Annotated in this window: 17 protein-coding genes; 9 read left to right on the forward strand and 8 right to left on the reverse strand. The window is 51.9% G+C overall.

The window, feature by feature from the left end; genetic code table 11:
* The gene (coaD, locus tag D9742_RS01205; protein ID WP_001171866.1) at positions 1-480 is read left to right on the forward strand and encodes a pantetheine-phosphate adenylyltransferase; all 480 of its coding nucleotides are present in this window, start codon (positions 1-3) and stop codon (positions 478-480) included.
* A 38-nt stretch (positions 481-518) separates the two neighbouring features.
* Here coaD and mutM read toward each other — a convergent pair whose 3' ends face one another.
* The 4 genes from mutM to radC all read right to left on the reverse strand — a co-directional run bounded on the left by mutM (position 519) and on the right by radC (position 2,735).
* Positions 519-1,328 carry a bifunctional DNA-formamidopyrimidine glycosylase/DNA-(apurinic or apyrimidinic site) lyase gene (mutM, locus tag D9742_RS01210; protein WP_130235732.1) on the reverse strand — a complete coding sequence of 270 codons (810 nt, stop codon included), beginning with the start codon at positions 1,326-1,328 and terminating at the stop codon, positions 519-521.
* A 97-nt stretch (positions 1,329-1,425) separates the two neighbouring features.
* Complete coding sequence (gene rpmG / locus D9742_RS01215; protein WP_001051798.1) at positions 1,426-1,593, reverse strand: 50S ribosomal protein L33; 168 nt, start codon at positions 1,591-1,593, stop codon at positions 1,426-1,428.
* A 20-nt stretch (positions 1,594-1,613) separates the two neighbouring features.
* Positions 1,614-1,850, reverse strand: a complete 237-nt coding sequence (gene rpmB, locus D9742_RS01220) for a 50S ribosomal protein L28 (RefSeq protein WP_000091955.1) — start codon at positions 1,848-1,850, stop codon at positions 1,614-1,616.
* A 216-nt stretch (positions 1,851-2,066) separates the two neighbouring features.
* On the reverse strand, positions 2,067-2,735 hold the full coding sequence (gene radC / locus D9742_RS01225; protein ID WP_130235733.1) for a DNA repair protein RadC: 669 nt from the start codon (positions 2,733-2,735) through the stop codon (positions 2,067-2,069).
* A gap of 171 nt (positions 2,736-2,906) precedes the next feature.
* On the opposite strand from radC, the gene coaBC reads away from it, so the two are divergent.
* From coaBC to slmA, 3 genes are all read left to right on the forward strand, one after another.
* Positions 2,907-4,127: a bifunctional phosphopantothenoylcysteine decarboxylase/phosphopantothenate--cysteine ligase CoaBC gene (gene coaBC / locus D9742_RS01230; RefSeq protein WP_130235734.1), complete on the forward strand. Its 1,221-nt coding sequence runs from the start codon at positions 2,907-2,909 to the stop codon at positions 4,125-4,127.
* Positions 4,105-4,563 carry a dUTP diphosphatase gene (gene dut / locus D9742_RS01235; protein WP_000976070.1) on the forward strand — a complete coding sequence of 153 codons (459 nt, stop codon included), beginning with the start codon at positions 4,105-4,107 and terminating at the stop codon, positions 4,561-4,563. The genes coaBC and dut overlap by 23 nt, the downstream gene beginning before the upstream one ends.
* A gap of 106 nt (positions 4,564-4,669) precedes the next feature.
* Entirely contained in the window at positions 4,670-5,266 is a 597-nt protein-coding gene (slmA, locus tag D9742_RS01240; RefSeq protein ID WP_000818603.1) for a nucleoid occlusion factor SlmA, read from the forward strand.
* 36 nt (positions 5,267-5,302) lie between these two features.
* Here the strand turns inward: slmA and pyrE are convergent, their stop codons facing one another.
* The gene (gene pyrE, locus D9742_RS01245; protein ID WP_000806154.1) at positions 5,303-5,944 is read right to left on the reverse strand and encodes an orotate phosphoribosyltransferase; all 642 of its coding nucleotides are present in this window, start codon (positions 5,942-5,944) and stop codon (positions 5,303-5,305) included.
* 65 nt (positions 5,945-6,009) lie between these two features.
* On the reverse strand, positions 6,010-6,726 hold the full coding sequence (gene rph / locus D9742_RS01250; RefSeq protein ID WP_001247086.1) for a ribonuclease PH: 717 nt from the start codon (positions 6,724-6,726) through the stop codon (positions 6,010-6,012).
* Between the two features lie 126 nt (positions 6,727-6,852).
* Here rph and D9742_RS01255 point away from each other — a divergent pair, with 126 nt between their 5' ends.
* Both D9742_RS01255 and D9742_RS01260 read left to right on the forward strand, forming a co-directional pair.
* On the forward strand, positions 6,853-7,716 hold the full coding sequence (locus tag D9742_RS01255) for a YicC/YloC family endoribonuclease (RefSeq protein WP_000621336.1): 864 nt from the start codon (positions 6,853-6,855) through the stop codon (positions 7,714-7,716).
* Between the two features lie 249 nt (positions 7,717-7,965).
* On the forward strand, positions 7,966-8,583 hold the full coding sequence (locus tag D9742_RS01260; RefSeq protein WP_064526048.1) for a trimeric intracellular cation channel family protein: 618 nt from the start codon (positions 7,966-7,968) through the stop codon (positions 8,581-8,583).
* Here D9742_RS01260 and ligB read toward each other — a convergent pair.
* Both ligB and D9742_RS23095 read right to left on the reverse strand, forming a co-directional pair.
* Entirely contained in the window at positions 8,580-10,262 is a 1,683-nt protein-coding gene (ligB, locus tag D9742_RS01265) for an NAD-dependent DNA ligase LigB (protein ID WP_130235735.1), read from the reverse strand. The genes D9742_RS01260 and ligB overlap by 4 nt on opposite strands.
* Complete coding sequence (locus D9742_RS23095) at positions 10,168-10,413, reverse strand: hypothetical protein (RefSeq protein WP_131131016.1); 246 nt, start codon at positions 10,411-10,413, stop codon at positions 10,168-10,170. Before D9742_RS23095 ends, ligB begins: the two co-directional genes overlap by 95 nt.
* A 107-nt stretch (positions 10,414-10,520) precedes the next feature.
* Here D9742_RS23095 and gmk point away from each other — a divergent pair, with 107 nt between their 5' ends.
* Genes gmk through spoT form a run of 3 tightly spaced genes read left to right on the forward strand, consistent with a single transcriptional unit; the run spans position 10,521 to position 13,601 of the window.
* A complete protein-coding gene (gene gmk, locus D9742_RS01270; protein WP_010344504.1) occupies positions 10,521-11,144 on the forward strand; it encodes a guanylate kinase in 624 nt (207 codons plus the stop codon).
* Positions 11,145-11,198: 54 nt separating this feature from the next.
* Positions 11,199-11,474, forward strand: a complete 276-nt coding sequence (gene rpoZ / locus D9742_RS01275) for a DNA-directed RNA polymerase subunit omega (RefSeq protein WP_000135058.1) — start codon at positions 11,199-11,201, stop codon at positions 11,472-11,474.
* An 18-nt stretch (positions 11,475-11,492) separates the two neighbouring features.
* Positions 11,493-13,601: a bifunctional GTP diphosphokinase/guanosine-3',5'-bis pyrophosphate 3'-pyrophosphohydrolase gene (gene spoT / locus D9742_RS01280; RefSeq protein WP_105458627.1), complete on the forward strand. Its 2,109-nt coding sequence runs from the start codon at positions 11,493-11,495 to the stop codon at positions 13,599-13,601.
* Positions 13,602-13,605: the final 4 nt, after the last annotated feature.

Here is a 13,605-nt window from a genome sequence, read left to right on the forward strand (position 1 = left end):
ATGCAAAAACGGGCGATTTATCCGGGTACTTTCGATCCCATTACCAATGGTCATATCGATATCGTGACGCGCGCCACGCAGATGTTCGATCACGTTATTCTGGCGATTGCCGCCAGCCCCAGTAAAAAACCGATGTTTACTCTGGAAGAGCGTGTGGCGCTGGCACAACAGGCAACTGCGCATCTGGGAAACGTTGAAGTGGTCGGATTTAGCGATTTGATGGCGAACTTCGCCCGCAATCAACACGCCACTGTGCTGATTCGTGGCCTGCGTGCGGTAGCGGATTTTGAATATGAAATGCAACTGGCGCATATGAATCGCCACTTAATGCCGGAACTGGAAAGCGTCTTTCTGATGCCTTCGAAAGAGTGGTCGTTTATCTCTTCATCGCTGGTTAAAGAAGTGGCGCGCCATCAGGGCGATGTCACCCATTTCCTGCCGGAGAATGTCCATCAGGCATTGATGGCAAAATTAGCGTAGCTTTTATGCCGGATGGCTTACCATCCGGCTCGCATCAATTATTTCTGGCAGTGCCTGCAATAAAACGTCGCCCGTTGCGCATGCTTAGACGCCACAATCGGCGTACCACACACCCGACACGGCTCGCCTTTTCGCCCATAAACCTGCAATTCCTGAGCGAAATAGCCAGGTTTACCGTCGCTTTGCAGAAAATCTTTCAGCGTTGTACCACCCTGCTCAATCGAACGCAGCAACACCGCTTTAATTACCCGAGCTAACAATTCGCACTCTGCCAGCGACAGTGATGACGCCAGCCGATCCGGATGGATCCCCGCTGCAAACAGTGATTCACTGGCGTAGATATTCCCCACTCCTACTACCAGCTTGTTATCCATCAGCCAGGGCTTAATCGCCGTCTTTTTCTTCGCGCACTTCTGATGCAAGTATTCGCCATTGAAATCATCGCTAAGTGGCTCCGGCCCAAGATGTGCCAGCACATTGTGGCCTTCCAGCTCTTTGGCCCACAACCAGGCGCCAAAGCGGCGCGGGTCGGTGTAGCGCAGCACTTTGCCATTGCTCATCACCAAATCAACATGGTCATGCTTTTCAGGGGGAAGGTCTTCCGTAAGTATGCGCAGACTGCCAGACATCCCCAGATGAATGATAATCCAGCCCTCAGGCAGCTCCAGCAGCAGATATTTAGCGCGGCGCTGTACACTAAGCACTGGTTGATCGCTTAAACGGTAGATTTCTTCTGAAACCGGCCAGCGCAAGCGTCCGTTGCGCACCACCGCATGAAGAATGGTTGCACCAACGAGATGCGGTTCTATGCCGCGACGGCTGGTTTCAACTTCGGGTAATTCAGGCATAGCATCTCCAGGAATGAACAGATGCAGTCAATATGGGGGCAGGCAGATAACAAAAAACCCCGCCGTAGCGAGGTTTTTCGTTACATCAAAGCGAAAATTATTTGATTTTCGCTTCTTTGTAGATCACGTGCTGGCGAACAACTGGATCGAATTTTTTCAGTTCCAGTTTTTCCGGCTTAGTACGTTTGTTCTTCGTAGTGGTATAGAAGTGACCAGTACCAGCAGAAGAAACCAGCTTGATTTTCTCACGAATACCTTTAGCCATGATTTATTTCCTCTAAGTACTTAGTACTTTTCGCCACGGGCACGCAGTTCAGCCAGAACTGTATCGATGCCTTTTTTATCGATTACACGCATACCTTTAGCAGATACGCGCAGGGTGACAAAACGCTTCTCGCTCTCAACCCAGAAACGGTGAGAGTGCAGGTTAGGCAGGAAACGGCGTTTAGTCGCGTTCAGTGCGTGGGAACGGTTGTTACCGGTCACCGGACGCTTGCCAGTAACTTGGCAGACTCGGGACATGTCTATTCTCCAAAAATCAAATTAGCTCGAGCTTCGTATGGGGTATTGGCGCCTCGTCAGGCTTTACAGCCCGGTCATCGCAGTTCTATGTGAACTCTCGATTGCCAGGCCCAAATGCCAAACCCGAGATTCTCAAAGGTGGCGTAGTATACGCTGACTCGGCGATGTGCTCAAGTCCCGAACAGACAAAGATCCCGAAGGATCGCGCATAGCGGATTAAATCCAGCCGCGTTCGGCAAAAGAAACATATTCTCCACGCCCAATCACGATATGGTCGAGCACGCGTAATTCCATGAACTGACAACTTTTTATTATCCGTTCGGTAATGAGTTTATCCGCTTTACTGGGTTCAGCACAACCAGAAGGGTGATTATGGGCAAGGATCAGTGCCGAAGCGTTTATTTTTATCGCTTCACGAATTATTTCTCGTGGATGGACTTCCACATGATTTAACGTGCCGGAAAAGAGTCGGCTGTGGGTAAGGACCCGGTGTTGGGAATCGAGAAAGATCACCATAAAGATCTCTCGTTCCTCTCCCGTAAGTTGGCTTTGTAAAAACTCCCTCGTCATCTCCGGGCTGAGCAACGGGCTTTCTTCGCGCATCCGTACGTTGTAGTAACGTCGCGCCAGTTCAGCAATCCCCTTTAACTGGGCGAATTTCGCCACACCAATTCCATGAACGCCACTAAATTGTTCATATTCAGAGGATAACAAGCCGTAAAGCGACCCAAAATTCTCCAGCATCTCTTTCGCCAGGGTTAAGACATCCTTACCGCGCGTACCCGTTCGCAGAAATAGCGCCAGCAGTTCAACATCCGTTAACGCGCCAATGCCCAACTTCAGCATTTTTTCACGTGGCATCAACAATTCTACATTGTTTTTCACCTTCACCTCCTTTGTGGAGGGCGCATCCTGTCATAGTCGTTTGGTTAAATCGATGGCCAGTTTTCAATCCTGGAAAGCGCCTCGCAAAGTGATTCTCAGGTGAAAGCACGACAACAAAAGTATTGTGATAAAATCGCCAACTTCTGGTGTCCCCCTACAGGAAAAATCATCATGAGCCTGGCCGGTAAAAAAATCGTTCTCGGCATCAGCGGCGGTATTGCTGCCTATAAAACCCCTGAGCTGGTGCGTCGTTTGCGCGATCGCGGAGCAGACGTCCGCGTAGCCATGACCGAAGCGGCAAAAGCCTTTATCACCCCACTTAGCTTGCAGGCGGTTTCTGGTTACCCCGTTTCCGATAGTCTGCTGGATCCAGCAGCCGAGGCGGCGATGGGTCATATTGAGCTGGGTAAATGGGCTGATTTAGTGATTCTCGCCCCAGCCACCGCTGATTTGATTGCCCGCGTAGCTGCCGGGATGGCGAATGATCTGGTGTCAACGATTTGCCTGGCTACGCCTGCGCCTGTTGCCGTACTGCCAGCCATGAACCAGCAGATGTATCGTGCTGCGGCGACCCAACATAATTTAGAGGTGCTTGCCTCACGTGGTTTGCTGATCTGGGGGCCAGATAGCGGCAGTCAGGCCTGTGGTGATATTGGCCCAGGGCGAATGCTCGATCCATTAACCATTGTTGATATGGCAGTCGCACATTTTTCGCCCGTCAACGACCTGAAACATCTGAACATTATGATTACCGCCGGCCCGACACGCGAACCGCTCGATCCGGTGCGTTACATCTCCAATCACAGCTCCGGCAAGATGGGCTTTGCTATCGCCGCTGCCGCTGCCCGTCGCGGAGCGAACGTTACGCTGGTTTCCGGACCGGTTTCGCTGCCGACACCGCCGTTTGTTAAACGTGTTGATGTGATGACCGCACTGGAGATGGAAGCTGCCGTGAAGGCCTCTGTACAGCAGCAAAATATTTTTATCGGTTGCGCCGCCGTGGCCGATTATCGCGCAGCCGCTGTCGCCAGTGAAAAAATCAAAAAGCAGGCGACTCAGGGGGATGAATTAACAATAAAAATGGTCAAAAACCCCGATATCGTCGCCGGAGTTGCCGCACTAAAAGACCAAAGGCCTTATGTTGTTGGATTTGCGGCCGAAACAAATAATGTGGAAGAATACGCCCGGCAAAAACGTATTCGTAAAAACCTTGATTTGATCTGCGCGAACGATGTTTCCCGGCCAACTCAAGGATTTAACAGCGACAGCAATGCATTACACCTTTTCTGGCAAGACGGAGATAAAGTCTTACCGCTTGAGCGTAAAGAGCTCCTTGGCCAATTATTACTCGACGAGATCGTGACCCGTTATGATGAAAAAAATCGACGTTAAGATTCTGGACCCGCGCGTTGGGAAGGAATTTCCGCTCCCGACTTATGCCACTTCTGGTTCTGCCGGACTTGACCTGCGCGCCTGTCTCGACGACGCCGTAGAATTGGCGCCGGGCGACACCACCCTGGTACCGACCGGGTTGGCGATTCATATTGCCGACCCTTCACTGGCGGCGATGATGCTACCACGCTCCGGGTTGGGCCATAAGCACGGCATCGTGCTCGGCAACCTGGTGGGATTGATCGATTCTGACTATCAGGGTCAGTTGATGATCTCCGTGTGGAACCGTGGTCAGGACAGCTTCACCATTCAACCTGGCGAACGTATCGCGCAGATGATTTTTGTTCCGGTGGTACAGGCCGAATTTAATCTGGTGGAAGATTTTGACGCCACCGACCGCGGTGAAGGCGGCTTTGGTCACTCTGGTCGTCAGTAACATATACGCATCCGAATAACGTCATAACATTGCCGCAAACATTTCGTTTGCGGTCATAGCGTGGGTGCCGCCTGGCAAGTGCTTATTTTCAGGGGTATTTTGTAACATGGCAGAAAAACAAACTGCGAAAAGGAACCGTCGCGAAGAAATACTTCAGTCTCTGGCGCTGATGCTGGAATCCAGCGATGGAAGCCAACGTATCACGACAGCGAAACTGGCCGCCTCTGTCGGCGTTTCCGAAGCGGCTCTGTATCGCCACTTCCCCAGTAAGACCCGCATGTTCGATAGCCTGATTGAGTTTATCGAAGATAGCCTGATTACTCGCATCAATCTGATTCTGAAAGATGAGAAGGACACCACAGCGCGCCTGCGTCTAATCGTGTTGTTGCTCCTCGGTTTTGGTGAGCGTAATCCTGGCCTGACCCGCATCCTTACCGGGCATGCGCTGATGTTTGAACAAGACCGCCTGCAAGGGCGCATCAACCAACTGTTCGAGCGTATTGAAGCGCAGCTGCGTCAGGTATTGCGTGAAAAGAGAATGCGTGAGGGTGAAGGTTACACCACCGATGAAACGCTGCTGGCAAGCCAGTTGCTGGCATTTTGTGAAGGGATGTTGTCACGCTTTGTCCGCAGCGAATTTAAATACCGCCCGACGGATGATTTTGACGCCCGCTGGCCGCTAATTGCCGCGCAGTTGCAGTAAGAAGACGCCGGATGATTTACCATCCGGCGTTTTTTATCAAACCCCGAACTCTTCGCGATAGGCCTTAACCGCCGCCAGATGTTCCGCCATTTCCGGCTTCTCTTCCAGGTAAGCAATCAAGTCTTTCAGGGTGATGATAGAGATCACTTTGCAGTTGTAATCACGCTCAACTTCCTGAATCGCCGAAATCTCGCCGCGCCCCCGTTCCTGACGATCGAGCGAAATCAGCACGCCAGCAAGCGTCGCGCCATTGGCCTGAATAATTTCCATCGACTCGCGTATCGCCGTCCCAGCGGTGATCACATCATCCACTAGCATCACACGCCCTTGTAACGCGCTACCGACCAGATTGCCGCCTTCACCGTGATCTTTTGCTTCTTTGCGGTTAAAGCAGTACGGCAAGTCAAGGTCATGATGCTCCGCCAGCGCCACGGCGGTAGTGGTCGCAATCGGAATCCCTTTGTAAGCTGGGCCAAACAGGAGATCGAACTCAATGCCAGAATCCACTAACGCTTCAGCGTAAAAACGCCCTAACAGTGCCAGGTCACGCCCAGTATTAAACAGCCCGGCGTTGAAGAAATAAGGGCTTTTGCGCCCGGACTTCAACGTAAACTCGCCAAACTTTAATACCTGTTTGCCAAGCGCAAATTCAATAAACTGGCGCTGATATGGTTTCATGCCTTCGCTCCTCATCTTACTTTTCTACAGACAAAAAAAAGGCGACTCATCAGTCGCCTTAAAAATCAGTTTGCCAGCGCCGCCTTCTGCGTCGCTACAATGGACTCGATTCCCCCTCGGGCCAGCGCCAACAAGGTGAGTAGCTCTTCATGGGTGAACGGCTCGCCTTCTGCCGTCCCCTGTACTTCAATAATGCGCCCGTCTTCGGTCATCACCACGTTCATATCCGTTTCAGCAGCGGAGTCTTCTACATATTCCAGATCGCAAATCGCTTCGCCGTTAACAATACCGACAGAAACCGCGGCCACCATCCCTTTCATTGGATTGGTTTTCAGCTTGCCATTTTCAACCAGTTTATTCAGCGCATCGGCTAGTGCAACACAAGCACCGGTGATAGAAGCAGTGCGGGTGCCGCCATCGGCCTGAAGCACGTCGCAGTCCAGCGTAATGGTAAACTCACCCAGCGCTTTCAAATCTACTGCCGCGCGAAGAGCACGGGCGATCAGACGCTGGATTTCCATTGTGCGTCCACCCTGCTTACCTTTCGCCGCTTCACGAGCGTTACGGGTGTGGGTAGAACGCGGCAGCATACCGTATTCTGCGGTGATCCAGCCCTGGCCCTGACCTTTCAGGAAGCGCGGCACGCCTTCTTCAATAGAGGCGGTACACAACACTTTGGTATCGCCAAATTCGACCAGCACCGAGCCTTCTGCATGTTTTGTATAGTTACGAGTCAGGGTAACGGGACGCACCTGATTATTGCTACGGCCTGCTGGACGCATATTGAAATCTCCGGCTTGAAACAAATGTGGCTGCGCATTATACGGACTTCCGGCGGTTATTCCTATCCTGACAAGGCATCGATGGCTATAATCCTTCCACCTCTCCTTTTATAAACAGGAACGTCTATGATCCGCAGTATGACCGCCTACGCCCGGCGTGAAATCAAGGGTGAATGGGGGAGCGCAACCTGGGAAATGCGCTCGGTAAACCAGCGTTATCTGGAAACTTACTTTCGTCTGCCGGAGCAGTTCCGTAGCCTTGAACCTGTCGTTCGTGAGCGTATTCGCTCTCGTCTGACGCGCGGTAAAGTGGAATGTACCCTGCGCTATGAACCAGATGTTAGCGCGCAAGGTGAACTGATTCTCAACGAAAAACTGGCTAAACAGCTGGTAACTGCCGCGAACTGGGTGAAAATGCAGAGTGACGAAGGGGAAATCAACCCGGTTGATATTCTGCGCTGGCCAGGTGTGATGGCAGCCCAGGAGCAAGACCTCGACGCCATTGCTGCTGAAATTCTCGCTGCTCTCGATGGTACGCTGGACGACTTTATCGTCGCACGCGAAACCGAAGGTCAGGCGCTGAAAGCGTTGATTGAGCAGCGTCTGGAAGGCGTCACCGCCGAAGTGGTCAAAGTGCGCGCCCATATGCCGGAAATCCTGCAATGGCAGCGTGAGCGTCTGGTTGCGAAGCTGGAAGACGCCCAGGTGCAACTGGAAAACAACCGTCTGGAGCAGGAGTTGGTTCTGCTGGCACAACGAATTGACGTTGCCGAAGAGCTGGACCGCCTCGAAGCGCATGTTAAAGAAACGTACAACATTCTGAAGAAAAAAGAAGCGGTTGGCCGTCGACTGGACTTTATGATGCAGGAATTTAACCGCGAGTCGAACACTCTTGCGTCGAAATCTATCAATGCCGAAGTGACAAACTCCGCCATCGAGCTGAAAGTGTTGATCGAACAGATGCGCGAGCAGATTCAGAATATTGAGTAAGCGACATAGTATTGTAGGCCGTTGTTAATTTCAGCGGCTCTACGTACACCTACCCAAAAGACGTCAAAATCCCCATACTTTTTCTAATGCATTTTTCTTAACACAACATCAGAAAAATGCATCTACGCTATAGAAAATAATCATTTCACATAAATAAAACTTATCAATAACCTCTCTCCTTAAAAAATCTCAATCGTGACAATGCGCACAAATCGCTACCCTGCCAGGCAGATTTTTAGGGAGAAAACCATGCTGTTACACATTTTGTATTTGGTTGGCATTACTGCCGAAGCCATGACAGGGGCGCTGGCGGCCGGACGGCGGCGCATGGATACATTTGGCGTAATTATCATTGCTACCGCCACCGCAATTGGCGGAGGATCAGTACGTGATATTCTGCTGGGCCACTATCCGCTCGGCTGGGTAAAACACCCGGAGTATGTGATTATCGTCGCCACCGCCGCCGTGTTCACCACCATCGTTGCTCCCGTGATGCCTTACCTGCGTAAAGTCTTTTTGGTGCTCGATGCACTCGGACTGGTGGTTTTTTCTATCATTGGCGCACAAGTCGCGCTGGATATGGGGCACGGCCCGATCATTGCCGTTGTCGCAGCTGTGACGACCGGCGTGTTTGGCGGCGTTTTGCGCGATATGTTCTGCAAACGCATCCCACTGGTATTCCAGAAAGAGTTGTACGCCGGGGTTTCTTTTGCTTCCGCCGTGCTTTACATCGCGCTGCAACACTATGTTTCCAACCATGATGTGGTGATTATCTCCACCCTGGTATTCGGCTTTTTCGCTCGCTTGCTGGCGCTGCGTCTTAAACTGGGATTGCCGGTCTTTTATTACAGCCACGAAGGCCACTAAGGCACAAAACCTGTGAGCTGCTGGGCAGCCAGCCAGTTGCCCAGCATCTTGATTTGCGCATTATCCTTCCATTCCATAACCTGACTTGCGCGACGCAGTCCTGTCCCCGGTAGTTGCTGCCAATACTGTTCGCTTCTCTGCAAAAGTTGCTCCCAGGTGCTGATGTCGTTAGCATTAAGCGCCGCTTGGGTTAACGGTATTCCCATTGCCATCACCCAGCGGGTAAAAGGCTGCTTACGTGCCAGATTAAACTGATGCCATAACTGCTCACTTTTACTTTTCGCGATCCCCGGTGTGTGCTGCAATTGCTCTGGCGTTAATGAAAGCCAGGAAAAAATATGCTCAAAGCGATGCGTCTGATGTAGCGAGCGCCAGCCAGATTCACCGATGCCCTCCAGCCCCAAAACCTGTTTTGATCCCAGCCAGACTAATCGCGATATGAATTGTTCCTGACAAACATCAGAAGCAAAGTAGCAGGTGAACGCGTTAAAACGGTTTTCTGGCGGCGTCGGTTTTGTGCGTTCAGCACCGCGCCAGACCACTTCATCAATGCGTGGAATACCCTGACCGGCAAGGCTCACGAGGATTTGATCGCCAGGTGCAATATCCCACTCCTGCCATCGTCTGACGGAACCAATGTTCACCCGCTGGACTTTTTTATCATCCAGCAAGACAGGCGCGAGTGACGCCACCACCGAGATTTTTCCGCTCTTACCGACAGCAAACTGTATCGCGTTCACTTCAGTAACCTGGGCTACAGGCTGATATTTCCACGCTATCAGCCACTCCGCCTGACCCGGTAGCCAATGACGGGATTCGGGTTCTTTCGCCGCACGCACAACCACGCCATCGGTGACGAAGGGTAATTTCGCTTTCCACCACTCATTGCGTACGCGCGCAACCTCATCAGCATTTTTAACCGCACGGGTATACGTCGGCGTTAGAGTAAAACCTGCGGTAGCCAGCTCTTTTAAACGATCGGTCATTAACTGCGGTCCATCCGGCCATGCCCAGACAAAAACGCCCAGTGAATTCAGCGTGTCGCTATCGTCCTGGCGCATCAGTAGACCAGCAACTTTTGAGCGGGCATTTATTCCCCCCATTTGTTGTTGGATATGCCCCTCGCGTTTGAGAAATATTTCCCCCTGAAGCGTACTATTGGCTAAAGGCCCGCTAACGGTTTGCGGCACAGCGGGAATTAAACTAACTTTCTGCGTCCAGTCCTCGCCTTTCAGGCCATTGCCACGACTGATTGCTTTGTTCAGTTTCCCGTCCCGATAAACCAGGGTTACCGCAACGCCATCAACTTTTGGCTGCACCCAAAGATCGCTACGTTCGCGCATCCACAGACTTAATGCGTTTTTATCCGCCATTTTGCGTACACCCGTATGGGCAACCGGATGCATAACCGCACCGTTTAAAGGCGGCATCATCACATCGCGGGTCTCGTTCCCAAAACAGCGTTGCCACTGTGCAAGGCGGGCGCTTAACTGATCGTAAACCCCGTCTTCCACGTCACTTTTCCCTTTTTTCCAGTAATCATCGTCCCACTGTTTTACTTGCTGTTGCAGGCGGGAGATTTCTTCATGCGCTCTGGCTGGCGACCAGGCCGGGCAGACCGCCTTCACTGATGATTGCCAGCACAAAATACTCATTACCACTGCAATCCATACTTTCATCGTCACCTCCGCTGTAGTCAGGCGGGCAGATATACAACGTGGTGAAGGCAAAGCCGAGTGGCAAAAACGGAGTCTGCGAGGACGCTTCCAGAGAATCGTCCTTGTTGCAGTAAATGACCGGGAATTGCGGAAACAGGTACGCAAAACGCAACAACTTTGCGCAAAAAGTGTGAGCAAGGGCTACGTCACATGGCTGCGCCGTGTATAATAAGCCCGTATGTAGGCTTTATTTCGCTTAATCACATACGAAAGATACTCATGGCTCAAGGCACGCTTTATATTGTTTCTGCCCCCAGTGGCGCGGGTAAATCCAGCCTGATTCAGGCTTTATTAAAAACCCAACCGTTGTACGACACTCAGGTTTCTGTTTCACACACCACGCGCGCACCGCGCCCAGGTGAAGTACATGGCGAACACTACTTCTTTGTTAATCATGATGAATTTAAAGAGATGATTAGCAGAGATGCATTCCTTGAGCACGCGGAAGTGTTCGGTAATTACTATGGCACTTCACGCGAGGCCATTGAGCAAGTACTGGCGAGCGGCGTGGATGTTTTTCTGGATATTGACTGGCAGGGCGCGCAGCAAATTCGCCAGAAGATGCCACATGCGCGGAGTATCTTTATTTTACCGCCGTCCAAAATTGAGTTAGACCGCCGTTTACGGGGTCGAGGTCAGGACAGCGAAGAGGTCATTGCAAAGCGAATGGCGCAAGCAGTTGCAGAAATGAGCCATTACGCCGAATATGATTATTTAATAGTGAATGATGATTTCGACACCGCTCTGGGTGATCTAAAGACTATCATTCGCGCCGAACGCTTGCGCATGAGTCGCCAAAAGCAACGTCATGACGCTTTAATCAGCAAATTGTTGGCAGACTGAACCTTCTTTCAGTATCATGCCCAGTCATTTCTTCACCTGTGGAGCTTTTTAAGTATGGCACGCGTAACTGTTCAGGACGCTGTAGAGAAAATTGGTAACCGTTTTGACCTGGTACTGGTCGCCGCGCGTCGCGCTCGTCAGATGCAGGTAGGCGGAAAGGATCCGCTGGTACCGGAAGAAAACGATAAAACCACAGTAATCGCGCTGCGCGAAATCGAAGAAGGTCTGATCAACAACCAGATCCTCGACGTTCGCGAACGCCAGGAACAGCAAGAGCAGGAAGCCGCTGAATTACAAGCCGTTACCGCTATTGCTGAAGGTCGTCGTTAATCACAAAGCGGGTCGCCCTTGTATCTGTTTGAAAGCCTGAATCAACTGATTCAAACCTACCTGCCGGAAGACCAAATCAAGCGTCTGCGGCAGGCGTATCTCGTTGCACGTGATGCTCACGAGGGGCAAACACGTTCAAGCGGTGAACCCTATATCACGCACCCGGTGGCGGTTGCCTGCATTCTGGCCGAGATGAAACTCGACTATGAAACGCTGATGGCAGCGCTACTGCATGACGTAATTGAAGATACTCCCGCCACCTACCAGGATATGGAACAGCTTTTTGGTAAAAGCGTCGCCGAACTGGTAGAGGGGGTGTCGAAACTTGATAAACTCAAGTTCCGCGATAAGAAAGAGGCGCAGGCCGAAAACTTTCGCAAGATGATTATGGCGATGGTGCAGGATATCCGCGTCATTCTCATCAAACTTGCCGACCGTACCCACAACATGCGCACGCTGGGCTCACTTCGCCCGGATAAACGTCGCCGCATCGCCCGTGAAACTCTCGAAATCTACAGCCCGCTGGCGCACCGTTTAGGTATCCACCACATTAAAACCGAACTCGAAGAGCTGGGTTTTGAGGCGCTGTATCCCAACCGTTATCGCGTAATTAAAGAAGTGGTGAAAGCCGCGCGCGGCAATCGTAAAGAGATGATCCAAAAAATCCTCTCGGAAATCGAAGGGCGTTTGCAGGAAGCGGGAATTCCGTGCCGCGTCAGTGGTCGCGAGAAACATCTTTATTCGATTTACTGCAAAATGGTGCTCAAAGAGCAGCGTTTTCACTCAATCATGGACATCTACGCGTTCCGCGTGATCGTCAATGATTCCGACACCTGTTATCGCGTGCTCGGCCAGATGCACAGCCTGTATAAGCCGCGTCCAGGTCGCGTGAAAGACTACATCGCCATTCCAAAAGCAAACGGCTATCAGTCTTTGCACACCTCGATGATTGGCCCGCACGGCGTGCCGGTTGAGGTCCAGATCCGTACCGAAGATATGGATCAGATGGCAGAAATGGGTGTTGCCGCGCACTGGGCTTATAAAGAGCACGGCGAAACCAGCACTACCGCACAAATCCGCGCCCAGCGCTGGATGCAAAGCCTACTGGAGCTGCAACAGAGCGCCGGTAGCTCGTTCGAATTTATCGAGAGCGTTAAATCCGATCTCTTCCCGGATGAGATTTACGTTTTCACACCGGAAGGGCGCATTGTCGAGCTGCCTGCCGGTGCAACGCCTGTCGACTTCGCTTATGCGGTGCATACCGATATCGGTCATGCCTGCGTGGGCGCACGTGTTGACCGTCAGCCTTACCCGCTGTCGCAGCCGCTCTCCAGCGGCCAGACCGTTGAAATCATTACCGCACCGGGCGCTCGCCCGAATGCTGCGTGGCTGAACTTTGTCGTCAGCTCGAAAGCGCGCGCCAAGATTCGTCAGTTGCTGAAAAACCTCAAGCGTGATGACTCCGTTAGCCTGGGGCGTCGCCTGCTCAACCACGCGTTGGGTGGTAGCCGTAAGCTCAATGAAATCCCGCAGGAAAATATTCAGCGCGAACTGGACCGCATGAAGCTGGCGACTCTTGACGATCTGCTGGCGGAAATCGGCCTTGGTAACGCAATGAGCGTGGTGGTCGCGAAAAATCTGCAACATGGTGACGCTTCCATTCCGCCAGCGACCCAAAGTCACGGGCATCTGCCGATTAAAGGTGCCGATGGCGTGCTGATCACCTTTGCAAAATGCTGCCGCCCTATCCCTGGCGACCCGATTATTGCCCACGTCAGCCCCGGCAAAGGTCTGGTGATCCACCATGAATCCTGCCGTAACATCCGTGGCTACCAGAAAGAGCCAGAGAAGTTTATGGCTGTGGAATGGGATAAAGAGACGGCGCAGGAGTTCATCACCGAAATTAAGGTGGAGATGTTTAACCACCAGGGCGCACTGGCAAACCTGACGGCGGCAATTAACACCACGACCTCCAATATTCAAAGTTTGAATACGGAAGAGAAAGATGGTCGCGTCTACAGCGCCTTTATTCGTCTGACCGCCCGTGACCGCGTGCATCTGGCGAATATCATGCGCAAAATCCGCGTGATGCCAGACGTGATTAAAGTCACCCGAAACCGAAATTAATGCT

This window comes from Escherichia sp. E1V33, from assembly GCF_004211955.1.
GTDB lineage: Bacteria > Pseudomonadota > Gammaproteobacteria > Enterobacterales > Enterobacteriaceae > Escherichia.